The 24,030-nt window shown below is 59.7% G+C and carries 22 protein-coding genes; 11 read left to right on the top strand and 11 right to left on the bottom strand.

All coding sequences use genetic code 11. The annotated features are described in order from the left end of the window. The first annotated feature begins 14 nt into the window (after nt 1–14). From HUU46_18330 to HUU46_18310, 5 genes are all read left to right on the top strand, one after another. Nucleotides 15–434 carry a hypothetical protein gene (locus HUU46_18330; GenBank protein NUM55607.1) on the top strand — a complete coding sequence of 140 codons (420 nt, stop codon included), beginning with the start codon at nt 15–17 and terminating at the stop codon, nt 432–434. Between the two features lie 148 nt (nt 435–582). Then, on the top strand, nt 583–1,461 hold the full coding sequence (locus HUU46_18325) for a DUF1559 domain-containing protein (protein ID NUM55606.1): 879 nt from the start codon (nt 583–585) through the stop codon (nt 1,459–1,461). Nucleotides 1,462–1,657: 196 nt separating this feature from the next. Beyond that, nucleotides 1,658–3,700 (top strand): elongation factor G, encoded by a 2,043-nt coding sequence (fusA, locus tag HUU46_18320; protein ID NUM55605.1) that lies wholly within the window; start codon nt 1,658–1,660, stop codon nt 3,698–3,700. Between the two features lie 212 nt (nt 3,701–3,912). Further along, on the top strand, nt 3,913–5,319 hold the full coding sequence (locus HUU46_18315; protein NUM55604.1) for a DUF4139 domain-containing protein: 1,407 nt from the start codon (nt 3,913–3,915) through the stop codon (nt 5,317–5,319). A 51-nt stretch (nt 5,320–5,370) separates the two neighbouring features. Continuing rightward, complete coding sequence (locus HUU46_18310) at nt 5,371–6,858, top strand: DUF4139 domain-containing protein (protein NUM55603.1); 1,488 nt, start codon at nt 5,371–5,373, stop codon at nt 6,856–6,858. A gap of 2 nt (nt 6,859–6,860) precedes the next feature. On the opposite strand, the gene HUU46_18305 is transcribed toward HUU46_18310, so the two are convergent. Next, nucleotides 6,861–8,360: a hypothetical protein gene (locus HUU46_18305; GenBank protein NUM55602.1), complete on the bottom strand. Its 1,500-nt coding sequence runs from the start codon at nt 8,358–8,360 to the stop codon at nt 6,861–6,863. Between the two features lie 168 nt (nt 8,361–8,528). Between HUU46_18305 and HUU46_18300 the strand changes: the two genes are divergently transcribed. Both HUU46_18300 and HUU46_18295 read left to right on the top strand, forming a co-directional pair. Next, on the top strand, nt 8,529–9,221 hold the full coding sequence (locus tag HUU46_18300; GenBank protein ID NUM55601.1) for an SUMF1/EgtB/PvdO family nonheme iron enzyme: 693 nt from the start codon (nt 8,529–8,531) through the stop codon (nt 9,219–9,221). Nucleotides 9,222–9,238: 17 nt separating this feature from the next. Continuing rightward, a complete protein-coding gene (locus HUU46_18295; GenBank protein NUM55600.1) occupies nt 9,239–10,489 on the top strand; it encodes a hypothetical protein in 1,251 nt (416 codons plus the stop codon). 126 nt (nt 10,490–10,615) lie between these two features. Here HUU46_18295 and HUU46_18290 read toward each other — a convergent pair whose 3' ends face one another. From HUU46_18290 to ruvA, 3 genes are all read right to left on the bottom strand, one after another. Then, the gene (locus HUU46_18290; protein NUM55599.1) at nt 10,616–11,092 is read right to left on the bottom strand and encodes a PilZ domain-containing protein; all 477 of its coding nucleotides are present in this window, start codon (nt 11,090–11,092) and stop codon (nt 10,616–10,618) included. Between the two features lie 266 nt (nt 11,093–11,358). Beyond that, on the bottom strand, nt 11,359–12,384 hold the full coding sequence (gene ruvB, locus HUU46_18285) for a Holliday junction branch migration DNA helicase RuvB (GenBank protein NUM55598.1): 1,026 nt from the start codon (nt 12,382–12,384) through the stop codon (nt 11,359–11,361). A 3-nt stretch (nt 12,385–12,387) separates the two neighbouring features. Next, a complete protein-coding gene (gene ruvA, locus HUU46_18280; protein NUM55597.1) occupies nt 12,388–12,987 on the bottom strand; it encodes a Holliday junction branch migration protein RuvA in 600 nt (199 codons plus the stop codon). Between the two features lie 148 nt (nt 12,988–13,135). Here ruvA and HUU46_18275 point away from each other — a divergent pair, with 148 nt between their 5' ends. Further along, complete coding sequence (locus HUU46_18275) at nt 13,136–13,624, top strand: hypothetical protein (GenBank protein NUM55596.1); 489 nt, start codon at nt 13,136–13,138, stop codon at nt 13,622–13,624. Here HUU46_18275 and HUU46_18270 read toward each other — a convergent pair. Next, on the bottom strand, nt 13,584–14,264 hold the full coding sequence (locus tag HUU46_18270) for a hypothetical protein (protein ID NUM55595.1): 681 nt from the start codon (nt 14,262–14,264) through the stop codon (nt 13,584–13,586). The genes HUU46_18275 and HUU46_18270 overlap by 41 nt on opposite strands. A 154-nt stretch (nt 14,265–14,418) precedes the next feature. Between HUU46_18270 and HUU46_18265 the strand changes: the two genes are divergently transcribed. Continuing rightward, the gene (locus HUU46_18265; protein NUM55594.1) at nt 14,419–15,144 is read left to right on the top strand and encodes an SDR family oxidoreductase; all 726 of its coding nucleotides are present in this window, start codon (nt 14,419–14,421) and stop codon (nt 15,142–15,144) included. Between the two features lie 149 nt (nt 15,145–15,293). Here the strand turns inward: HUU46_18265 and rpsI are convergent, their stop codons facing one another. The 6 genes from rpsI to HUU46_18235 all read right to left on the bottom strand — a co-directional run bounded on the left by rpsI (nt 15,294) and on the right by HUU46_18235 (nt 22,219). Then, complete coding sequence (rpsI, locus tag HUU46_18260; GenBank protein ID NUM55593.1) at nt 15,294–15,689, bottom strand: 30S ribosomal protein S9; 396 nt, start codon at nt 15,687–15,689, stop codon at nt 15,294–15,296. An 18-nt stretch (nt 15,690–15,707) separates the two neighbouring features. Next, a complete protein-coding gene (rplM, locus tag HUU46_18255) occupies nt 15,708–16,136 on the bottom strand; it encodes a 50S ribosomal protein L13 (protein NUM55592.1) in 429 nt (142 codons plus the stop codon). Nucleotides 16,137–16,292: 156 nt separating this feature from the next. Then, complete coding sequence (locus HUU46_18250; protein ID NUM55591.1) at nt 16,293–17,531, bottom strand: DUF1624 domain-containing protein; 1,239 nt, start codon at nt 17,529–17,531, stop codon at nt 16,293–16,295. A 201-nt stretch (nt 17,532–17,732) separates the two neighbouring features. Next, nucleotides 17,733–20,810, bottom strand: a complete 3,078-nt coding sequence (locus HUU46_18245; protein ID NUM55590.1) for a c-type cytochrome — start codon at nt 20,808–20,810, stop codon at nt 17,733–17,735. Next, on the bottom strand, nt 20,807–21,886 hold the full coding sequence (locus HUU46_18240; GenBank protein NUM55589.1) for a Gfo/Idh/MocA family oxidoreductase: 1,080 nt from the start codon (nt 21,884–21,886) through the stop codon (nt 20,807–20,809). The genes HUU46_18245 and HUU46_18240 overlap by 4 nt, the downstream gene beginning before the upstream one ends. 141 nt (nt 21,887–22,027) lie before the next feature. Beyond that, nucleotides 22,028–22,219 carry a hypothetical protein gene (locus HUU46_18235; GenBank protein ID NUM55588.1) on the bottom strand — a complete coding sequence of 64 codons (192 nt, stop codon included), beginning with the start codon at nt 22,217–22,219 and terminating at the stop codon, nt 22,028–22,030. Here HUU46_18235 and HUU46_18230 point away from each other — a divergent pair. Then, nucleotides 22,218–23,435 (top strand): MFS transporter, encoded by a 1,218-nt coding sequence (locus HUU46_18230; protein ID NUM55587.1) that lies wholly within the window; start codon nt 22,218–22,220, stop codon nt 23,433–23,435. The two genes, HUU46_18235 and HUU46_18230, sit on opposite strands and share 2 nt — an antisense overlap. Before the next feature lie 10 nt (nt 23,436–23,445). Further along, a complete protein-coding gene (locus tag HUU46_18225) occupies nt 23,446–24,021 on the top strand; it encodes a DNA-3-methyladenine glycosylase I (protein NUM55586.1) in 576 nt (191 codons plus the stop codon). Nucleotides 24,022–24,030: the final 9 nt, after the last annotated feature.

Genomic DNA, 24,030 nt, shown 5'->3' with positions numbered 1-24,030 from the left:
AGTCCGCTCCAGCTATGCTGTCCTTGACTTCTCGCAAGACAAGATCGTACCGCGTGCTCGCGTTGGCGCTCGCGGCGTACTCGCTGTTGGCCAGCGCGCGCGAATTGGTGCCGGGACTCTGCGCGACTCTGGCCGCGGTACAGGACGCCGACGCCGCTTGCCGTTTTGTATCGCACGCCTGTTGCGCTGAAACGCAATCGCCGTCGCGGCCCGGCGACGTCACCAGCATACACGCCAAGGGCGCGGCCCACCCCAAGTGCGCTTTTTGCGCGCTGGCCAAAGGACTACTCAAGACCGAAACCGCGGTTGACGCGCCCGCGAATCCATTGTCATTCGTAGCGTCCAGTCCGCGTGCGGCAACCGATCCAAGTTTGGACCGTGTGTGCGCGGAATCGCGCCCGCGCGATCCTCCCTCCCTTACTTTCGCAACGTAACCTCGAACCATCAGACCGAGTGACGCGCCGGAGTGTAGTGCCGCGCTGCGTCCGGTTCCATCGTCCCATCAATTTGCAGGGTCAATTCCGTGCGGCGAAACGAACGTATCCGTTTCGATGCACATAACGAAATGAGGAAGTTAATACCATGAAGGAACGTGGTTTTACGCTAATCGAACTCTTGGTTGTCATTGCGATCATCGCAATCTTGGCTGCAATCCTGCTTCCCGCGCTGGCCCGTGCGCGCGAGGCCGCCCGCCGAGCAAGCTGCCAAAACAACCTGAAGCAAATGGGTATCGTGTACAAGCTGTACTCGGGCGAGAGCAGGGGCGAAAAGTTCCCCGCGATGCAGGTCTTCAATTGCGAAGGCGACGTAACGCCGTTCAACGCCATTTTCGACGCGACGCAGGTATACCCCGAATACTTGACCGATTTCGACGTCCTGATTTGCCCGAGCGCCGCGGGGCCCTCGACCGCGTTGGAGGCGTGGGACGAAGGCGAAACGCCTTCCGTGCATTGGCACACGAGCCCGTTCGCGAACAACGGACGCGTCGAGCCATGCGAGGTGACCGACCACCCGTACTTCTATCTGGGGTACGCGCTTGCGGATTCGATGTTCGTCGCCGACGACGATTTCGAGGCGCTCGAACACGAAGCGCCGGTCTTGTCCGAGGCGATCGAGATGGACCCCGCCGCGGCAGACCAGGACTGGGAGTTGGACCACCACACCTTCAACGGCACAACCTTGGTGCGGCGTTTGCGCGAAGGTATCGAGCGGTTCTTCATCACCGATATCAACAACCCCGCGGGTTCGTCCCAGGCGCAGTCCACGGTCGCGACGATGTGGGATATGCTCGCGCCCGGCGCGACAATGTTCAATCACGTCCCCGGCGGCTGCAACGTGCTGTACATGGACGGTCACGTCGCGTTCATCAAATACGCGGGCGAACGTGGCGCGCCGTTCCCGATAAACGGGGCCGGCCTCACGCTGCACGTACAGGCGATGGGCGGCGGCCCTCACCACTGACGTTTCGACGGGATAACCGGGCGGCCGGCGCGCGTCACGCCGGCCGCCCGCCCTATTCTCTCCGCGGCATGCGTTAGCAACTTGTTAGCCCCGCATTCGAGTTGTATACTCTGAAGTCCGGCCGCGGAGTTTGGGTGCTCGGGCTGGCGCCGCGGCCATTTTGCGCAATGCAACACTTGTGCGGGAGGGCATCGTCATGGCGCTCGATGGGGCAAAGGTACGCAACGTTGGCATTCTAGGTCACGGCGGGACGGGAAAGACATCGCTTATCGAGCACGTCCTTCACGCCGCCGGAAAAACCAACCGCTTAGGCCGCGTCCAGGACGGCAACACCGTCTGCGACTATCTCGAAGAAGAAATCCAGCGCAAACAAACGATCAGCATGAAACTGGCCCATGTCGACTGGGAAGGCATCCGCATCCACATGGTCGACCATCCCGGCTACGCCGACTTCCTCGGCGAGGTCGCCGCGTCCGCTCCTGTGCTCGACAACATTATCGTGATGGTCGATGCAACGACTGGCGTGCAAGTGGGCACGGACAACGCCATGGCGTTTGCGGACAAATACGAAACGCCGCGCGCGATTTTCGTCAACAAGCTCGATCGCGAACATTCCGATTTCGATCAGATCGTCGAGCAGCTCCGTAAGACCTATGGAAACCAGTGCGTTCCGCTCGTCATACCTGTCGGAAAGGCCGAACAACTCAAGGGCGCCGTGAATATTTTGACCGGCGACACAAGCACCGTCGCCGATGAAGTCGCCCAACTCAAATCCGAAATGACCGACGCCGTCGCGGAAAGCGACGATGCGTTGTTGGAAAAGTTTCTTGAAACCGGCGAACTTTCGCACGACGAGTTCGACGAGGGACTGCACAACGGGATTAAATCGGGTAAGATCGTGCCGATCATTGCCGGCAGCGTGGACAAAGACGTGGGCGTTCGTGAGTTGCTCGAGGTGATCACGCACGCGTTCCCGACGCCGTTCGAGCGGTCTGTCGTTGTATCCAACGGCAAAGCCGATAACATTGAATTGAAAGTCAGCCCGGACGCGCCGTTCGTCGGGCAGGTATTTCGGTCCGTGGTGGACCCGTACGTGGGCCAATTGACCCTGTTCCGCGTCTTCACCGGCACGCTGCGGTCGGACTCGGAGTTCTATAATTGCACCACGCAATCGAAGGAGCGCACGGGCAAGCTCTATTTGATGAACGGTAAAGAACAAAAGCAGGTAGATTCCGTCGGCCCGGGCGACCTCGCCGCGATGACCAAACTAAAGCATACGCACTTCGGCGACACCATCGCCGCGCCGGGCACGGACGTGCGCCTGCCGAAGATCGAATTGCCCGAATCCATGGTGAAACTGGCGATTATGCCGAAGTCCCGCGCGGACGAAGACAAAATCGGCGAGGCGTTGAACCGGCTGGCGGAGGAAGACCCCACATTCAGCCATTACCGCGATCCCGCCACGCACGAACACATCGTGCGCGGCATGGGTGACCTGCAGCTCGATATCCTACTCGATCGCATGAAGCGGAAATTCCACATTGAAGCGGCCACCAAACCGCCAAAGGTGGCGTTCAAGGAAACGGTCAAAGGCAAGTCGGAAGTCCAGGGCAAGCACAAGAAACAGTCTGGGGGCCACGGGCAGTACGGTGACGTGCACCTGCGCATTTCGCCGAACGGCCGTGGGGAAGGCTACAAGTTTGTCGATAGCATCGTCGGTGGTGTGGTCCCGAAGAATTTCATTCCAGCGGTGGACAAAGGGTGCATCGAAGCGCTCGAACGCGGCGTCATCGCCGGGTATCCGGTGGTCGATATCGTCGTCGATTTGTTCTACGGGTCATATCACGACGTGGATTCGTCGGAAATGGCATTCAAGATCGCCGCCTCGATGGCGATCCAAAAAGGCGTGCGCGAGGCGCGGCCTTGCTTGCTCGAACCAATCATGGAGATCGCCATCACCATCCCCGACGACTTCATGGGCGACGTCAACGGCGATCTCAACAGCCGGCGCGGCCGCATTCTCGGCATGGACGGCGCCGGGCCGGGACGCCAGCGCATCCGCGCGATGGTGCCCGAAGCCGAGGTGCTCACGTATTCGACCACCCTGCGCAGCATGACCGGCGGCCGCGGCAGCTACACGCTCAAGTTCGATCACTACGACGAAGTGCCCGAGCATATCGCCCAGCCCCTCATCGCGGAATACGAAAAGAAACGCGCGGCCGGCGAAGCGACGCATTAGTCAGCGATTGGATTTCCACGCGCGGCGCCTTGGATATGCTCCGGGGTGCCGCGTTGTATTTGTGCGCGATGCCACGCCCGAAGGTTTTGGTGGTACAGTAACAGGGAACCAACCGGCGGTGCGGGGTATCGAACTTGGGCATCCGGGCGGTGTCTAACACAGCGGGTTCCGGCATCGAATCGAACGGTCTCGTCATAACGGGAGTAACAGCAATGATTTGTCGTGGCATGGCTTTGGCATTGGCGGCGGCGTCCGCGGTTTGGGCGCAGGCCCCCACTTCTTCAACCACACTCGCCGACCAGAAAGACGTCGCGGTGACCGCCTACAACAACGGTCTGGCCCTGGTGCGCGACACGCGCGCGGTGAAACTGCCGACCGGCGAGTCGCAATTGCAGTTCGAAGACGTGGCGCAACAAATCCGCCCGGAAACGGTCGGACTAAAGTCCACGTCCGATCCGGGTAGCGTGGCGATTCTCGAACAAAACTACGAATACGACCTCATCAGCCCGAACAAGCTGATGGAGAAGTACGTCGGCAAGAAGGTGAAACTGCAAAACTTCAATAGCGAGATTACGAGTGGCACGGTCGAGGCAGAACTGCTCAGCATGAACGAAGGTCCTGTCTACAAGGTCGGCAACGAAATCTTCCTCGGACATCCCGGGAACGTCGTGCTGCCTGAGATTCCGGAAAACCTCATCGCAAAGCCGTCGCTCATCTGGACGTTGAACAACACCGCGGGCGACCAGACGCTCGAAGTCACGTATCTCACCAACGGCGTGTCGTGGTCAGCGGATTACGTGATCACGCTCGCGAAGGAGGAAACGTCGCTGGGCGTCGCGGGCTGGGTAACGATGAACAATCAGTCTGGAGCGACCTTTACCAATGCGCAGCTCAAGCTCGTCGCGGGGGAAGTGAACATAGCGCCACCGGACATGCCTCGGTTGGAAATGATGTACGCGGCCAAGGCGATGCCAGCCGCCGCGCCGCCGATGCCGCAGGAAGAGGCGTTCGCCGAGTACCACCTGTACACGATGCCGCGCCGCACTACCATCAAGCAGAACCAGTCGAAACAACTTGCACTTCTTAACGGCGAAAACGTGAAGTGCGGCAAGAAATACGAGTATCGGGGCCAGGAGTATTTCTACAGCCAGCAGGTACCGCCCACCGGTGAAGAGCACGTCGGCGTGTTCCTCGAATTCCGCAACGAGGAGAAGAACGGCCTCGGCATACCCCTGCCCGCGGGCGTCATGCGCGTGTATCAGGAAGACTCCGAAGGCATGCTGCAGTTCGCCGGCGAAGACCGAATCAAACACACACCGAAGGATGAGAACGTAAAGTTGCGGCTTGGCGAAGCGTTCGACGTGATCGGCGAACGCGTGCAAAAGGACTATCAGGTCATCGGATCGAACGTCCACGAGTCGGCATACGAAATCGCCCTGCGTAATCACAAGGAAACGGACATTTCCATCGACGTCGTCGAGCCCATGCCCGGCGACTGGCGCATCCTCGAAAAGTCCCATGAGTTCGTCAAGAAAGATGCGCGCACGGCCGTGTTCAGCGTGCCCGTGCCGAAGGACGGCGAGGTGAAGTTGACGTACCGCGTGCAGGTCAGATTCTAGGTTCCGGCTTTTGGACATCGCATCGAGGACACACGGGCCGGAGATTATTGCGTGAAAGACTGGATTACACGGTGTGGATGGAGCGCCATAATTGCGGCTTTCGTCGCGTCAGCAGAACTGCAAAACGTTCAGGCGGGCTCCGTGATGGTCCTCCCGCCGAACGTGGCCGTAACGGTTTACAACAATGGTCTTGCACTTGTGCGTGACGAGCGTCATTTTCCAACAATCGAGACGGGCGAGTTGTCGTTTCGCTTCGACGGCGTGGCGGCGCAAATCCGGCCACAGACCGTAAGCATTCGATCGACGTCGGCGCCCGGCTCGGTCCATATCCTCGAACAGAATTACGAATACGATCTCATTAGCCCAGACAAGCTGATGGAAAAATACGTCGGAAAACCGGTCACGCTGCAAAACTTCGACAGCACCGTTACCTCGGACACGGTCGAGGCCGAATTGCTCAGCACCAACGAAGGCCCGATCTATCGCGTCAACAACAAAATCCACATCGGGTATCCCGGAAACGTCGTCCTGCCGGAAATTCCAGCCAACCTCACCGCGCGCCCCACGCTGATTTGGCAATTGGAAAATGACGCGCCCAATCAGCGAATCGAAGTCAGCTACCTCACCGGCGGCATCTCGTGGAGCGCGGACTACGTGCTGACGTTGGTGAAGGGCGAGAAGTCATTGGGAATCGAAGGATGGGTGACGCTGAGCAATCAGTCCGGCGCCGCGTACGAAAATGCCAAACTAAAACTCGTCGCGGGAGAAGTGAACATTATTACAGACCAACCCAGGAGAAGAGCGGTCGATACCAATGAAGCTGGAATTGTTATGGACTTCTTTGACGATCGGACCGCCCGCGAGGAAGCGTTTGGCGAATACCATCTCTATGCGTTGCCCCGTCGCACGACCATCAAAGAGAACCAGACCAAACAGGTGAGCCTGCTCTCCGCCGAAGGCGTGACCGTCGCCAAAAAGTACGAGTACCGCGGCAATGCGTCGTACTATAGCCAACGGATCGCACCGGTAACCGGCGAGAAGGTGGGCGTATTTCTCGTCTTCCAAAATGAAGAGGCGAACAAGCTCGGAATTCCACTGCCCGCGGGCGTAATGCGCGTCTACCAGGAAGACGAGAGCGGCGCGCTGCAATTCGCAGGCGAGGATCGGATCAAGCATACGCCCAAAGACGAGGAAGTAAAGCTCCGGCTCGGCAACGCGTTCGACATCGTCGGCGAGCGCGTCCAAACCGATTTCCGCATCATCGCCGACCAGGTCTTCGAGTCGTCCTACGAAATCAAGGTTCGCAACCACAAGGACGAAGAAATCGTCGTGGATGTGGTCGAACCCATGGACGGCGACTGGGCAATCCTGAACAAATCGCATGAGTTCGACAAAAAAGACGCGCGCACCGCAGTCTTTACGCTCGCCGTGCCCGCCAGTGGCGAAACAGTCTTGACCTACTCCGTCCGTATGTCGCACGGCGCGCGCATCGGTATACCACTTCCGATTTCAAGGCCGCGCGCAGTTACCGTGCGATAAGACTACTCGAACCACAGCGAGTAGAGCTTTCCGTTCGTCAGCGTCAGCATTAATAGTACGTGGGTTCCCGGCGCCGCCGCCGGCGGTAAGGCAAGTGGCACGGCCTCTTTGATCGCGTCGCGCGCTGACAGCGTTGAAACGATTGGCGGCCTGAATTGCTGTCCGTCTTGCTGCAGCATCTCAATGCGAAGCGAACCATTACGCGTGTCGGCATTCACATGCAGTGAGCCACCGGGATATGCGAAGGGTTTTGTGAGCAGTGTCCCCGGCGTCTCGCCGGCATCCAGCGAAACCCAACCGTCGCGGCGCAGCGTCGCGAGGCCGATGTCCATACCAATGCGCAGCTTGCTTCCGAGACCGTGTATGGCGGCGGATCCGGCGTAATAAACGAGCACTCGGTCATCCAGGATTACCGAACGGCACGCCGCGCGCATATCTCCCCAGTCCCATGCGCCTTCGGGACCCCCCGGCATGAATACGCGACGCTCCGGATCGCGGTGCCACGCGATGCCGTCGTAAGAGTGACACAATTGAAAGTCGAGCCGGCCCACGCTCGCTTCCTCGATATAAAACATCCACAACATACCAATGTAGATGCCGTGATACAGGTCCACCGATACGCCGTAGAACTGCGTATTGGGGCCATCTTTCTCGTCCGGCTCCAGAACCAGTTTCGGTTCGCTCCAGTGGATGAAGTCCGGAGAATCCGATCGCGCGACCTTGCGGCCTCCCGCGCCAAAACGCCCATACGCGACGTAGCGCCTGATCGCCGGGTCCCACAACACCACTTGCCCGGTATCGCTGCCATGCTTCATCACCGGGTTCTTCGCATACGGAGTCCAATGAATGCCGTCCGGCGAGAAGGCAACGTGCATTCCGTCATCCGGCCCTTCGCCGTAGATTTCCTGGCCCTCGTACATCATCAACGGCCCGCGCCCGTGGTCCCAGTAGAACGCTTTGTAGCGTCGTTGCGGATCGGATTCGTTTGGCTCGTATAGGACCGAAAACCCTTCGGGATTGTAGAGATCGGGAGCGATCATGTTGTTCGCTGTCGATCCCTCAAAATCCACGAGGTTAAGGACCGGCTTCTCCCAGACGATGCCGTCTTTCGACGTCGCATACGAGAGCAGCGTTGCATGCCCTGGCCGGCGCTGGCCCTGCACGGTGATCTTTTCCGCCGCCGTCGCGGGTATGTTCATGTACCACGCCTTGAACAGGTCCGCCTCGGGATCGTGAATCACGGTCCCATACACCTGCACGCGATACCCTTCCCACGAATTTTCGCGCCGCAGTACCGGATTCGAAGGATGCTTCACCGGTTGATTGACCGTGCGGGTGATGTTTTCGCGCGACTCCAGGAACGCGTCGTCGAATAACAGAATTCGCTGCCCTGCTGCAACGGAAATCGGTTCTTCCGCCTCCACACCGAGCGGCGCGATCCACATGCCAATACATGCCACCTGCGCCGTCAACCACCAGAATGTGCGACCGTATTCATTCATACCATCGTTCCCCCGACTGGAAAAGAGCATACACGCAGGACTCGCCCGGATCATCTGCACGACGTCGTCTAATCCGCTGATTGCCGCCAGTCCCCTGCGTTCGCTCCTTTGCATCAAGACGCCGATGCCGGTAGCATTCCTTCCGGGGATTCCACGGGAGGGCCAATCATGCGATGGAACCTAATCGTGCTCATTTCTGCCGCTTTAATCCTCGGCGCCGCGCCAAACTCGCCTGCGCCGCCGGAGGGAATGGTCTACGTTCCGGCGGGCCCATTCATCATGGGCAGCAACGTCGGCGACACCGACGAGTCGCCGGAGCACCTCGCGACGACGAAGGCGTTCTTCATCGACAGGTACGAAGTCAGCAACTCCAACTTCAAAAAGTTCGATTCCTCATACACGTATAAGGAAGGGTGGGACAACCACGCCTGCATCGTCACGTGGGAGCAGGCGGCCGCGTACGCCAAGTGGGCCGACAAGCGCTTGCCCACCGAAGTGGAATGGGAAAAGGCCGCCCGTGGCACGGACGCGCGCCTGTATCCCTGGGGCAACACCTGGGATACGACATTTGTGGCGTGGGACGAAACCATTCCGCGCGGCGGGACCATCATGAACGCGGCGAGTCCGTACGGCTGCTTCGACATGGCCGGAGGTGTACGCGAGTGGACCGACAGTTGGTACAAACCCTACTCGGGCAACGAAGTCCCCTGCGAATCCTACGGCGAACAGTTCAAGGTCTGCCGTGGCGGCTCGCATTTCTGCGATCCCTTCTCGTTCCGCAGTTCGCACCGGTTCTACCTGCCAACCAACACCACCGGCAACTACTACACGGGCTTCCGTTGCGTAAAGGACGCCGAATAATGCATCGAATAGTCAACATGGATTCAAATCAAAATCGAAAATCCAAAGTCCAAAATTCCATCTCGCTCGTAGTGCCGCTGCTCGTGTTGCTCGCGCCCGCCGCCTCCGCGCAGAAGAACGACACCTTCCCCAAAAAAGACGATCCGCTTCACGTGCGCGTCGCGATGTTCGATCAGCTCATGCGCGACAACCATTGGAACGAGGGCATCTTCATGCAGCAGGTGATCTTCCCCCCCGCCGGCACGGAAAGACCCCTCGTCGCCAGTCAGGAAGACGGGTGCGGCGTGACCGCCGAATACCTCGCGGGCTACTCCCATATGTACCACGCCACCAAAGACCCGAAGGCCCGGGAGTACGCAAACAAGGTCTTCGCCGGCATCGAGCAACTCGAACGCGTCACCGGAATACCCGGCGTGGTCGCGCGCAGTTTCAACAAAACAGACAAACCGCTCTGGCACGAGAAGGTCTACTTCTTCTCAACCGAATGGCATTGGTCGAAATCGATGCCCGGTTATCGCTGGCAAGGCGACCTGAGCAGCGACAAATTCGTTGATCTCTGTTACGGCCTCAGCACCTACTTCGACCTCTGCGCCGACGACGAGCACAAGGCGCGCGCCGCCGCGTTCATCGACCGCTTCGTCGGCCGTTGCGTGGACCACAACTTCAAACTCGTCGATTACGACGGAAAGATGACGCTGTGGGGGAATTTCTGTCCCGATCTGCCGCACGAGCCGCTCAATGCGCTCGAGATGCTCGCGGGCCTGCGCACCGCGTACCACATGACCGGCAAGCCGCGGTACCTCTCCGCCTACCAAATGCTCATCGAGCGATACCATTACGACGAGCAGGCCATGTTCGCCAAGGTGCTGTTCCCGAAAGAATGGACGGTGCCGTGGGACGATCATCTCGCCGCAAAGTCGTACTGGCAATTATTGCGCTACGAGACCGACCCGCTCCTGCTGAACCGCTACCGCACCGCAATGAATCGGCACTGGTGGGATTGGAAAAACAGCGAGCTCCGGCGTCACAACGAAATCTGGTACCACATGCTCTATCAGGTGCTCACCGGAGAACAGGTCGTCGGGGAAAAATGCATTGCCGCGATCAAGAACATGTGGGGATTTGACCGCGACACGCGAACGTTCGACATTCCTCAGGACGACGGAACAACGAAGGCGGTCGAATCGGAAATTGAAGGGAACTCGACAGATTTGTTCGTTACGTATTGGTTCGGCCGCGATCACGGGATCATCGATCCGGCTTGGTAGGCGCAGCGCAATAGAAAAATCTTAGCGGGGACGCCCATCGTTGTGGGCGCCCCCGCTTGTGTCGATTGGCACATTGTCCGAGGGGTGTGGCCTGTGCCTGGAGAGAGTGTGGCTGAGCGTTATTCGCTATACGGCCTCGTACGCGGCGGACCGGACGTGTCCCGTAAGAAACCCGAGCAATCCGCTCTGTTCCTCCTCGGACAAGTCCACAAACCGCACGCCATACTCGTGCAAACGGTTCGGCATGTACTTCGACCACACAACGCGGCCCTTGCACTCCATCGGCGTTTGCGCGCGCCCGAGTTGCATGCGCACAATCACCGGCTCGCCCACGAGCGTCGGGCGGATGCTCGAGAACCGAGCGCCCTCCGCGCTCACGTCGCGCGAGATGGTGCCGCGCGTGTTGGTGTCGCCGTAGAATTCAATCCACGCCGCCACCGGCACCGCGTACCGTTCATGCCGTCTGTTACACTGCTTGGTGTTCATCGTTCCAACTCTTCCGTTGCCGTCAGAGTCCCCGAATAGATCGACGATCCGTCCGTCGAATTTCTTGAGTTGATCCTGTGTCTTCGCCGAGAGTTTCATTTCGCTGGTACCGAGCATTTCCTTCTAACCGATCCTTCGTTTATTAAGACACCCCAAAATCGCAATTCGTTTACGAGGTGCACTCTTCCACTGATCAAACACGTATTCAGTTAACGTTGTTCCTGATTTCGCGTTGACTCTATATATACCTATTCCCCGGTATGCGCACCATCACGGCGGCAGGAATTTGCGTAAAGCCTTTAGGAATAAGCACAAACGAAGTGAAGCCCGAGAGCGGGGATTACAGCGGAAAACTTTGCCGCGTCTCGGCAGTCAGGCAAGTTTTACTCGAATAGCCGCCCTTGCGGTTCCTGCGGGGCGGCAAGTCCGAAGTGTCTGTACGCCAGCGGAGTGGCGACGCGGCCCTGGGGCGTGCGCTTCATAAAGCCAATTTGGATGAGATACGGTTCGTGAACTTCCTCGAGTGTCTGCGATTCTTCGCCTACAGCGACCGCGAGCGATGACAACCCGACCGGCCCGCCACCGAATTTTTCGATAACGGTGTGCACAATCTGCTTGTCCATGTCGTCCAAGCCAAGTCCGTCGATGCGCAAAAGTCTCAACGCTGCGTCGGCGATTGGCTTCGTGATCGTGCCGTCGCCTTTCACCTGCGCATAATCGCGCACACGGCGCAGCAGACGGTTCGCGATGCGCGCGGTGCCGCGCGAACGCGACGCGATCTCGAGCGCGCCGTCAAAATCGATCGCGACGTTCAGGATGCGCGCCGAGCGCTGCACGATCGCTTCCAACTCCTCGGGATGGTAAAAGTCGAACCGGCACGTGTCGCCGAACCGCGCGCGCAACGGCGGCGTGAGCAGGCCCGACCGCGTTGTCGCGCCGATCAGCGTGAAGGGCTTCAATCCAATCTTCAGCGAACGCGCCGTCGGCCCCTTGCCGAGCATGATGTCGACTTCAAAATCCTCCATCGCGGAATAGAGTGTTTCTTCGACGGCGTGATTGAGCCGGTGGCATTCGTCGATGAACAGCACATCGAACTCTTCGAGGCTGGTGAGGATCGCGCTCAAGTCGGCCTGACGTTCCACCACCGGCCCGGATGTCGCCTTGAACTCGACGCCCATCTCGTTCGCGATAATCCGCGCGAGCGTCGTCTTGCCCAGCCCCGGCGGGCCGGACAACAACAGATGGTCGAGCGGTTCACGACGGTTCTTCGCCGCCTGAATCGCGATCCGCAACTTTTCCTTGATGGGTTCCTGCCCGGGAAAATCGTCGAGCCGCTGGGGGCGTATCTTGTCGTCAAACTCGCGGTCGTCCGCAGTCGGCTGCCCGCTGAGAACTTCGTCGTTCGCCATGCGTTACACCTTCGCCATTGACCGCAGGGCGGCCTTCACCAGGTCTTCCACGGACGCGTCGTCCCCCACTTTCTTTCGGGCGGCCGCAGCCGCCTTCTTCGCCTCGCCAAGCGTACAGCCCAGCGCACACAACGCGGCGATCACGTCATCGGAATCCGCCGACGCTTCCTCCTTTTCGCCAAGGATCGCGCCGAGCTCGGCGTCTTGTCCCAGCTTGGTCTTCATCTCGAGGATGATCCGTTGCGCGCCTTTCTTGCCGATGCCGCTGATACGCGTGAACGCGTTTACGTCGTTGTCGAGCACTGCGCGTCCAAACGCCTGCACGGTCATGCCCGAGAGCACGGTGAGGGCCACCTTCGGCCCCACGCCGCTCACGGACAGCAGGGTCGTGAACAGGGCTTTCTCCTCTTCGCGGAGAAAACCAAAAATCTGAAACGCGTCCTCGCGAATATGACAGTAGGTCAGCAACGTGGCTTCCGAACCGGCGACAAGGCGGCGGTGTACTCCGTCCGGCACGTGGACCAAGTACCCCACGCCGTTTACGTCCAATTCGATGGCGCCGGACGGCTTGCGCGCGATTACTCCCCTGAGAAAGGCAAACATGCCGCGTATGGTATTGCGGACACCGGGATTAATCCAAATGCGTTTTGCGTTTACCGCGGTACAGGGAGGGGCACCGGGATATCCATCCATCTGCACAACACCGGCGTGCTCGTTCGTCTATATGGCTGCACAGGGGACGCGAACAACGATGAAACCAGCGGCGCAACAGTGGGAATACGAAGTTCAATCGTGGTGGAATAACCTCGCCGTAGACCCGCCACCACTAAGGATCACACACGCGGCCATGCGGGGGCTGTTCTCCGTTAGTCCGTTTTCGGGTGTAACCGTCAGCACCGATCAGGCCGAAGGCATTTCTCTGTTTGCGGGGATCTCGCCCGTGAAATTCCTGTGCGTATGCGCCGCGCTCGGTCTCACGCAGTGGCGCGCGCTTGACCTGAACGCGATGCTCGTTGCCGAAGACCTCGCGCACGTCGAACCCGGCGAATGCCTATTTGCGCCGCGCTCCCATCGTTCGGATTACGCGCTCGCCTTCGAGGACCCGTTTCTATGTGCGGGTTGTTTTGACTTCTACCACTGTCTCGGCGCGGACCGCGAAATCGTCGCCGCCGCCGAACTCCTGCGGTCGCTCCGCAAACCTACGCTTGGTAATCCGATTCCGGCTCCCGTTCGCCACTAAAGGTTGGGCGGCCTTCGACTTGGTCGTAGGCTAAGGCCAGGATCACGGCGCTCATTGGCACCGTAATGAGCAGTCCCAAGCCGCAGGGCAGCGCGGCAACAGCGTTCACAACAATCAGCACCAAGTAGAGGACAATCCAAGGGCCAATTGCGTTTGTTACAGTTCGTTGACTCGACTGCATTGACGGCCAAAAATCCAGCTTCTTATCGCCCATGTAGAAATAGGTGAGACAGAATACGAACGCAAAGACAAGGCTGACCAGCGCCATTACAACGCCGATGAGCCCGCCACCTGCCAGAGTCCCAACCAGGTTAGGCGCGGAGATGGCCAACGACGCCAAAAACGCGGGTAAATATCGATTGAACCCCTCGAATATGGCGGGAAATTGAGGCGTTCCGCCCCGAGCCGCCGACAACGCCACGCCAAAGTACCCCAAAGCCAACGGACCTTGGACAAGAGCGACGCCAATACCGGCAAACCTGCCGCCAATTAAACTCGCAATGAAACCAGCCACCGCGAGTATGACGCAGACGACAATCAACCCCAGTACGAAAACGAGCGCATTTCGCTGAAAGACAGTCCAACTCTTTTGAAACAAGGCACCCAGATCAAGACTCGGTTGTGCGGACGGCTGCGCCATGAGATGGTCTCCTCCCTTGGTCGGAAACGATTGAACCCCACGGATCGAGTATTTCAAAGTTCGCGTGGCCCTGCAACAGAAAACTTTCTATACTTCCCAATCCAAGTAAATGGCGCGACCCGGCGCGCCGCACCGAAGAAAAGAGGGGAATCAAATGCTATTGGAAGGTAAGTCGGCGCTGATTACCGGCGCTGGTCGCGGCATCGGCCGCGGGATCGCGCTGGCGTTGGCACAACAGGGCTGTGACATCGCCGCGGCGGCCCGCACGGCCGACGACGTAAACGGGACGGTCGATGCAGTCAAGCGCACCGGCCGCCGTGCGCTGGCGCTCATCGCGGATGTATCCAAAGAAAGCGACGTAAGGTCGATGGCCGATGAGACGCTGACGGCCTTCGGCCACGTCGATATCCTCGTGAACAATGCCGGGTACGCCTGTTTCAAGCCGTTTACCGAACTGTCGGTCGACGAATGGCGCCGCACCATCGACGTGAACCTGACCGGCGCATTCTTATGTACAAAGGCGGTGCTGCCGTCGATGATCGCTCGCGGGGGTGGCCGCATCATCAACATCTCCAGCGTCGCCGGCCTGAAACCGCTCGTGGACCAAAGCGCCTATTGTGCCTCCAAACACGGCCTGAACGGTCTCAGCAAGGTCCTTGCTATGGAGCTACGGCAATACAACATCGGCGTTCACACCATCTGCCCTGGCGGCGTCGACACCCGCCTCGCCCAAGAGGCCATGCCCGATCGCGACAAGTCCGACTGGATGACCCCTGAGGACATCGCCCACGCCTGCCTCTACCTCGCCACCCTCAGCCCCCGCGCGACAACGGATGAAATCGTCGTGCGCCGTTTCAACAGTGTGCCCATCGGTGGCTAAACGGGTTTCGGTAATAACAAAAACCGCGCGTTGACTGACAGTTCAGGACTCGCATCGCTCGGGCTCCGATACCCGGTTCCCGTTCATCGCACAAAAGGAAAGGCACGTACCGCGTAGGCGGTACGTGCCACGAACAAGAAAATTGATTTCTAGCGCTTGGAGAACTGGAAGCGTTTGCGTGCGCCGGGGCGGCCGTACTTTTTGCGCTCCACCTCTCGCGCGTCGCGCGTGAGCAGGTTGTAGCGGCGAAGGACCGAAATGTACTTCGAGTCTATCTTCGCCAGCGCGCGCGCAATGCCGAGGCGAAGCGCCCCCGCCTGGCCCGCGACGCCGCCGCCCGCGCAATTCGCGCGCACGTCCCATTTGCCCGCGTTGTCGGTCGCGTCAAACGGCTGGTGCGCCATCATCACGAGGATGTCGCGCGCCATGTATTCGTCGATGCTCTTGCCGTTCACCGTGATAACGCCGGTGCCGGGCTTCAGGCGCACGCGCGCCGTCGAGGTCTTGCGCCGGCCGACCGCTACAATTTCGTTGGAAGCTGCCACAGGTATATTCCCTCTCCCTTAAAAGGTGTACGGTTCCGGTTTCTGGGCGGCGTGCTCATGCTCCGTACCCGCGTACACGCGCACGTGCGTCGCCAGCTTGCGGCCAAGGCGGTTGTGCGGGAGCATGCCCTTCACCGCCAAAAACATCGCCCGTGTCGGGTGCTTTGCCAACAGCCGGTTATACGAATACTCCGTCAACCCGCCGGGGTACCCGGAGTGGCGGTAGTACATCTTCTGGTCGCCCTTGTTGCCGGTCACCCGCGCCTTGTCGGCGTTGATGATGATGACGTGGTCGCCGCAATCCAGGTACGGCGTATATTGCGGCTTGTGCTTGCCGCGCAACAACTTGGCCGCCTCGACCGCCACGCGCCCGAGCACTTTGCCCTCGGCGTCAATCACGTACCACTTCTTTTGCACTTCCCCATCTTTGGGGACATACGTCTTCACGGTCCAATTCCTCCGGGTATTACCCGCTTTCAGGCATAATTCAGGCGTCTTCACGCCAGAAGGAAGTAGGAGCCTACCAAACGGGCATCCCCCAAGTCAAGCCGATTCCGCCCCTTAGGTTGTACAGGCTATGCCGTCGTCCTACATTCGCGCCGGTTAAAGTTTAATGATGTACCCCTGTTTGTGCAGTCGCAAGGCGGCGGCATAGCAGAACCCGAGGACCCCTGCGAACAGCAGAATTCCGTAGAGATAGTCCGCGGAAGTCTTCGTCTCCTCGATATAGCCACTGTTCATCTCGAACAAGGAGTATTGGATGAGGTAAATGACCAGCGGGTTCTCGCCAAGGATTGGCAGCATCGGCACTTCTTTCTCGTACACGTCGCAGACCATGTAGAACGCAAGGAACGCAATCCACGCGAGGCCGACGGACAGGAGTTCGACCGGCGCGGCTTTCCACCGTGCGGCGAACGCCCAGTACGCGCCGTGCGCGGTGGTGTAGGGTTCAAGCGGGTCAGGCAGTAGCTTCCAGACGACATAGCTCAGTGCGACCATACCCAGCCCCGCGGCCAGCGACCAGCGCACAATCTTCTGTTGCTCGCCGCTATCGAGAAGGTCGTATGCTACGGTGCCCATCAATAGCGCGAATCCCGAGCACAACATCCCCAGCGGCCCGCCATTCATACTTTCGTGGAACAGCCACGTCCCGTACGGCGTCGCCAGAAAGATGAACATATACAGTCCGAGGTAGAACCACGCCGCGACCGCGCGAACGACGGTGCCCAGATTGATCAGCGGCAGCGTGATCATCCCCGCGAGCGCGATGTCCGTCAGCGCGTCCCACCAATCCTTCTTGTAGTCCGGGCCATAGAACACAACCGCGACAATGAACAACGTAAGATAGCGTTTGAACGCGCCCCAGCGGGCGGGCCAGATTCCCTCCTTCTCGACGCGCCGCGCCATCGACAAACGGAACCCCATGCCGACCACAAACACGAACAGCGGCGCAATGGTGTCCGCATACGAATACGCGTCGCGATGGTGGTGCAGAAAGCCCGGAAAGATATCGAAGTTGCCCAACGCGTCCACGAGGATCATCCCGAAGATCGCATAGCCGCGCAGATGGTCCATCGACGCGATCCGGCCCACAGCCGATGCAACGCGTTTTGGCGCCGTGGCCGCTGCGGTCTGCGCCGCAAGTTTGTTCCGGCTCGGCACGGTCGTTTCGCCGGTTGGCGTACGGGCGGGCGCGGCGGCGTCTTCGAAGCGCGTCGAGTTCTCTTGTGTGACTTCGAATACGGTGCCGCACACCGTACAACGCCCGCGCTTGCCCATTGCGCCTAACGGCACCGGCATTTCGTGGCTGCACGTCGGGCACACAACGTTGAGCTTGGTCATTGGCATTCCCCTATGCGGTGTAGTGAATCGTCGCTTGCAAGTTCCCCCCAAGCAAGCGCGCGGGGAAGGCGGTTAAATCGATGCAATTCTATAATAAACGGAGATCAAAATCACGCCACATTCACGAGCGTTCATCCGCTCTCGGCCTTCACGTCCATCGCGTTCATGCTGGCCGTGAAGCCCATCGCGCGTACAGTGCCGCTACTTCGACGCTCGCATCAAGTAACCCAGTGCATCCAAGAACTCCGTCTCCGGAATCGCTTGCGCCAATCCCGACGGCATCGGCGAAATCCACTCCCTCCGCGTCTCCAGTACGTCGCCGCGCGGAAATACCGTCTCGTTGCCTTCGGCATCGGCCAGCACCATTTCCGACGGCGTTTCGCGCACCAGCAGCCCGCTCATCACGACGCCGTCATTCGTCGTGATCACCGTCGTGCGAAACGCGGGGTCCACGTCCTGGCTTGGCGTCACCACGTCCTGAAGCACGCGATCGATCCCCCGATTGCCGACGCCATCGAGGTTCGGACCGCGCATCGCCCCCTGTCCGCCGAGTCGATGGCACACCATGCAGTTCTTCTCGAAGACGGCCTTCCCGCGCGATGCGTCGGGCGTGTGCGATTGAAGTTTCTCTTTCAGATACGCGATGGTCTTTTCGTTCTCGTCGCTGACGGATGGCGCGCGTGCCACGAGCGCGTCGAATCGCGCCGTGATCGCGGGATCGCGGTGCGCCCAGTAAACAAAGATGTCGAACAACGGCGCGGTAAGGTGCGCGGGACTCAACTTTTCCGCCTCAATCGCATCGAACAACAACGTGACGCCGGGCTTCTGCTGCAGCAATCGCTGCACGGCGCCCAACTTCACTTCGCCTGGCGCATCCTTGATTGCCGCAATCAGCGCGTCCACCTGCTCCGTCGTCTTCGATCGCGTCGCCAACTCCTCCGCCATCGCGCGCCGCGCCGGAATCGAATCACTCGGATCGCCTACTAGCGCCGCGATCGCCGGCGCGTACCGATCGAAATCTAACCGCATCAGGGCAACAGCCGCGTTCCGCCGCGCATGTGCGTCTTGGTTTGCATCGCGGATGACGTTATCCGCTGCAGGCGCCAGCGCAGCACTCCGAAATAGTGTCCCAGCCTCTGCCGCAAGCCGCCGGGCATCCGGCTGCGACGAGTCCAACATCGCAAGCACAATTCGCTCCAACGGATTCGACAATGCCGGTGTCCGCTCGGGCTTCGCGCGAATCGTGTTGATAATTGCGGCTGCAATCGGGCCCAGGTCGTTTTCGTAGGTATCGAGATTTGCAAGCATCGGGCCCAAACCGCTCATGACTGCATCTGAATCGCCGTACGTGAGCGCATTCTCCGCAGCCGGCGCCAGGAAATCGCGGGGAACAAGCCGATCGAGGATCAGGCGTGCGAGGGCATCCGCGGCCGGCCGTGTCGGCGTAGCCGTCAGCGCCTTGGCCAGCCGCTCTCGAGCCGCGGAATCGAGTTCTGCCGCGTTCGCATCCAGCAGCACGTCAGTCGTCATAACATGCGCACCGAGCGACACCGCGACGGCGTGATGCGTCAATGGATCGGTTTCAACCGCTGCAAGCTTCGCGTTCAATAATGCCGTCGCAGACTGCGCGGTCGGTCTCGCTCGCATGGACAGCATTGCGTTCGTGCGTACCGTAGGGTCCGCATCGTCAAGCAGCGCCAACAGAGCTTCATCGACATGCAACAGCTCGCGTTCGGTCAATTGGGTCAATTGGGAATCATCCGCCAACGCCAACAACCGCACTGACTGCGCCCGTACAAGCGCGCTGGAAGCATGTGTCAGTTTTACCAGATCGGCGGCGTGCGCCGCGGCGATGCGCCACGCCAGCCATAAGGCTTCAGCACGCTGCACGTCGCTTGCTCGCTCGTTTCGCGCGAGGCGCATCGCTGGCCGACGCAACGAGTCGGCAAAGCGATAACTCAATTGGTTCGCGGCCATGCGCCGAATCCACGATTGCGAGTGGCCAAGCGCATCGATCAATGCGCGGCGATCTGCGCTGCTCCAGTCGATCGCCATCGGCCCCGCAAAAGGCCGATCTATCTGCTCGCGCCGCCTCGCGTCCGCTCGTTCCTCATCCGTGCCCCGATACACCACGCGCCAGATGCGCCCACGCGATTTGTCGCGTCCGGGATGATCGAGTCGAACCTCGACGTGCGAGATGATGCTGTTGTACCAGTCCGCGATGTAGAGCGCGCCGTCCGGCCCCAATTCGAGATCGACCGGGCGGAACCAACGATCGCTCGATGCGATGAAGTCCGGCTTGCGATCCGCGAACCGCGTGAACCCCTCCCCCTTCAATCCATCCGAATGGACTCGCCCCAGCATCGGGTTGCCAAGATACAAGTGGCCGCGATATTCCTGTGGAAACGTCTCCGCGTCGAAATACACTAACCCGGCAAAACCGCTCGCGCCGTGATTGTCCGTCGTGATGTTCGGCGCATATCCCGCGGGCGCCTTCGGCTGATTGAATCCCTGGTACGCGAACGCCTCGACAATCTGCCACAGCGGCCGCGACTCGCAATCCGTCGCGAACAGGTTGTAACGCTCGTCGAACGCGAGGCCCCACGGGTTGCTCATGCCCGGCGCGTATACTTCGATCTTCGATCCGTCCGGCCACATGCGAAACGTATTGCCGAAATGCACTGGCGTGATTGTGCCGTTCTTGTCTTTCACGTCCGACTTGTTCACGTGGCCCTGCAATCCATAGAGCCATCCGTCGACGCCCCACGTAAAGGAATTCGGCAGTTCGTGCGTGTCGTCGCGCGCAAAGCCCGTGTAAAGCACCTCGCGCGAATCGACCACTCCGTCCGTGTGGTGCAGCAACAGTGTGTCCGGCGCGTGCGCGAGTATGATGCGATTGCCTGGAAGCGTCTCGACGCCGGACGGAATGTTCAGGCCGTCGACCAGCGTCGTAATCGATGCAGCCTTTCCCGTCTCGCCGTCGATCTCAATCATCATCAACTTGTCCGATGGCGCCGCGCCTTCCGCGGGCCCGAGCGGATAATCGGTCGACGTCGATACCAGGAGCCGACCCTTCTCGTCGAACGCCAACTGCATGGGCTTGCGAATGTCGGGTTCGGATGCGACGAGTTGGACCTCAAATCCGGGAGGAAGCGTAAAGCAGGCCCGCTGTTCCTCAGGCAACTTCGGTGGGTCCTGAACGACGAACGAGTTCGATTGAGCAATGCCGCACGCGCACGCGAAATACACGGCAAGCGCCGGGCGCAATACGAATGTCATGCGTGCCCCCACAGGTCGATTGGTTTTGCGGGGTCGATGGTATAAGGCAATTCGATTCGTTTGCCGGCGCCCGCGGACGCATAGGCCGCTTGTATGATTTCGAGTACGGCGCGCCCATCGTCGGCGGTAACCGCGGGCGGTGTACCGTCGCGGATGCAATCGACGAAGTGCTGCATCTCTTGCGGGAACCCGTAGTTCCAGAGTTCTTCAAACGCGGTGAATGTCCATCCCTGCGTGGTGGCCGCTTTCTCGACCGCGTAACCGTATCCGCGCGTGCTGTACGTCTCGAGCGAATTACCGTGGATGAGATCGGCGTAGGTCACGCCCTCGCTTCCATAGATCTCCGCGCGATCGTCCATGCCGCCGTGCCGCGCCCAGCTTTCCTCGATGAGCGCCATGGCATTGTTCTCAAACTCCACGATCAACACCGCCGTGTCCTCGCCGCGCGTGCGTTCCCCATGCACATACGTGGCGCAATGCGCGTACACCCGCGTCGCCTTCGGACGCCCCAGTACCCATCGCGCGAACTCGATTCCGTGGCACCCCATGTCGAACAACACCCCACCCCCGCTCTGCTCGACGTTCCAGAACCAGTCCGCGTGCGGTCCGAAATGTTTTTCGCTTTGTTTCACGAGATACACCCGCCCCAGCGCGCCCTCGTCCGCGAGTTGCTTCGCGCGCACGTATTTCGGCGCAAAACACAACTCCTCCGCGTACATGAACGTAACACCTGCATTCGCGCACGCGGCCATCATCGTGTCCGCCTCGCGCAAGTTCATGCACATCGGCTTTTCGCAGAGCACGTGCTTGCCCGCCTCCGCGGCCAGCACCGTGGCCTCGCAGTGCAGATAGTTCGGCAGACAGAGCACCACGCCGTCAATGTCGTCGCGTTTCAACAGCTCGCGATAGTCCGTAAAAGCGTGCGCAATGCAGTGCTTGTCAGCAAACCTGCGCGCATTGCCCGGCGTTGGCGACGCAACCGCAACACACCGCGCTCCGCGTGCGTGCTTGAACGACTCCGCGTGGATGTCCGCGATGAATTGCGAACCGATGAGTCCAATCCCGATATCGCCCATTCCTGCCCCCCTATCCACGGTTGCGACATGCCCATAGTTTATCCGGCCGCGCAGATGCGCTAGATTATAGGCAAAACGAGGCTACAACCAACTGGGGACACTGTGATGCTACGTTGTGCGATTCCGAACGCGTTATACAATCTATTTGGAAACATCGGTGTATTTGACCTGCCGCTCGTTGGCGACCCGCTTCTGAACCTGTTTACGTTTATCTTTGACGCGATCGGGTGTCACTAACCCGGTGTACGGAATCGTGCAGGCGCGGGGCACGCCGACAAGCCGGTGTTGGACCGTCGCTCCCACCGTGTTGGCCGATTGGTAGCGGCGATCCATGAGTCCCGGCACTCTTCATCCGCAGGCCAAAGTCGCTTTCGTACTGGCAGGGCTCTATAACGCCGCCGAGGCCTTATGCCAGGTCTTCGTCAGCGTCTACTTCTGGCGAAACAGTCACGACCTGATGGTATTGTGTTGGTATTACCTCGCCCTGTATTCGGTGACGCCAATCGTATTCGTGCTCTCCGGTTGGTACTCGAAAGTACACGACCGGCTCCATGTCTATCGCATCGGAATCATTCTCCACGCCGTCTATTACGCGACGCTGCTGATCCTGCAGGAGAACTCCGTCAACTACACCCTCTTGCTCGGCGTATTGTTGGGCGTTACCTGGGGTGCATTCTGGGCCGGCGCGAACACGATCAACTATGACGTCACCACTACGGGGCGCCGCGAATACTTCATCGGCGTGATGAACGCCATCAGCCACGCGTCACGCATGATCGCACCGCTCGTCAGCGGATTCATCATCACGCGCACCCCCGACCGGTTGCACGGCTACCACATTGTCTTCGCCGTAGTGTTGGGCCTCTACCTCCTCTCGTTCCTCGCCAGTTTCATGCTGACGCGCGATCCGCAGCGCACCGCATTTCGAATCAAGCGCGCGTTGTTCCCATCGAAGGAACATCGTGACTGGCGCTACGTCATGCTCGCGTCGTTCACGCTCGCGGGGACTTTCGAAATCCCGACCATCTTCCTCGGCATCCTCATGTACATGGAAACCCAAGACGAGCTTTCCGTTGGCAGCTACTCCGCGTACCAGGCGATCATTGCCATCGTTGTGTCGTACCTCTTCGGCCGCTGGGCGCGTCCGGAAACGCGAAAGGGCCACTTGTTCTGGTCGTCTATCCTGCTCGCCGCAAGCGGCGTCGTGTTCTTCTTCCCCTTGACGCTGGCGTCCCTGCTCGTGTTCGCAATGCTCCGCTCCGCGGCGATGGCGATGTTCGGTATCGGCCATTTCAGCACGCGCATGGAAGTCATCATGAACACTGCCGAGGATTCGCTCCAGCGCATCGAATACCTGTGCGCGTGGGAAGTCCCCCTCGCCCTCGGACGCATACTCATGATGCTGCTCATGGTTGCCCTTGCGATCGCGTTCGACGATCCCAGCCTCGGAATCCGCATTGTGATTATCGTCCTCTGCGCGCTGCGCCTGGCGACCTATTACTTCCTCGCGCAAACGTCTGTGCTGCGAAATCCGGGTCAGGTTGTGTAGGATTCCAGGCATGAAGAAACGCTGCGAATGGGCCCGGCTCGAACTCGATATCGCGTACCACGACGCCGAATGGGGCGTTCCCGTGCACGACGACCGGACGCTCTTCGAGTTCCTCATACTCGAAGGCGCGCAGGCCGGTTTGTCCTGGTCCACCATATTGAAGAAGCGCGAAAACTACCGCGCTGCGTACGATAACTTCGATCCCGTGAAAGTCGCGAGATACGACGCGCGCCAAAAAGCCAAGCTCCTCCAGAACGAAGGCATCGTCCGTAACCGCGCAAAGATCGAGGCCTCAGTGCTGAACGCGAAAGCCTTCCTCGCAGTCCAAGATGAATTCGGCTCGTTCGACAAATACATCTGGCAATTTGCCGGCGGCAAACCCAAGGTAAACGCGTGGAAATCCCTGCGCGACATACCCGCCCATACGCCGGAATCGGACGCGATGAGCAAAGACCTCAAAAAGCGGGGATTCAAGTTTGTGGGCACCACTATCTGTTACGCCTTTATGCAAGCCGTCGGTATGGTCAACGACCATACGGTTGACTGTTTTCGATACAGGCAAGTGCAATCGCCGCGTCGCAAGTGAGTGCATTCG

The sequence above is a fragment of the Candidatus Hydrogenedentota bacterium genome, from assembly GCA_013359265.1.
Lineage (GTDB): Bacteria > Hydrogenedentota > Hydrogenedentia > Hydrogenedentales > SLHB01 > JABWCD01.
The sequence above is the reverse complement of the archived record's forward strand: the minus strand, read 5'-3'. Positions and strand labels throughout refer to the sequence as shown.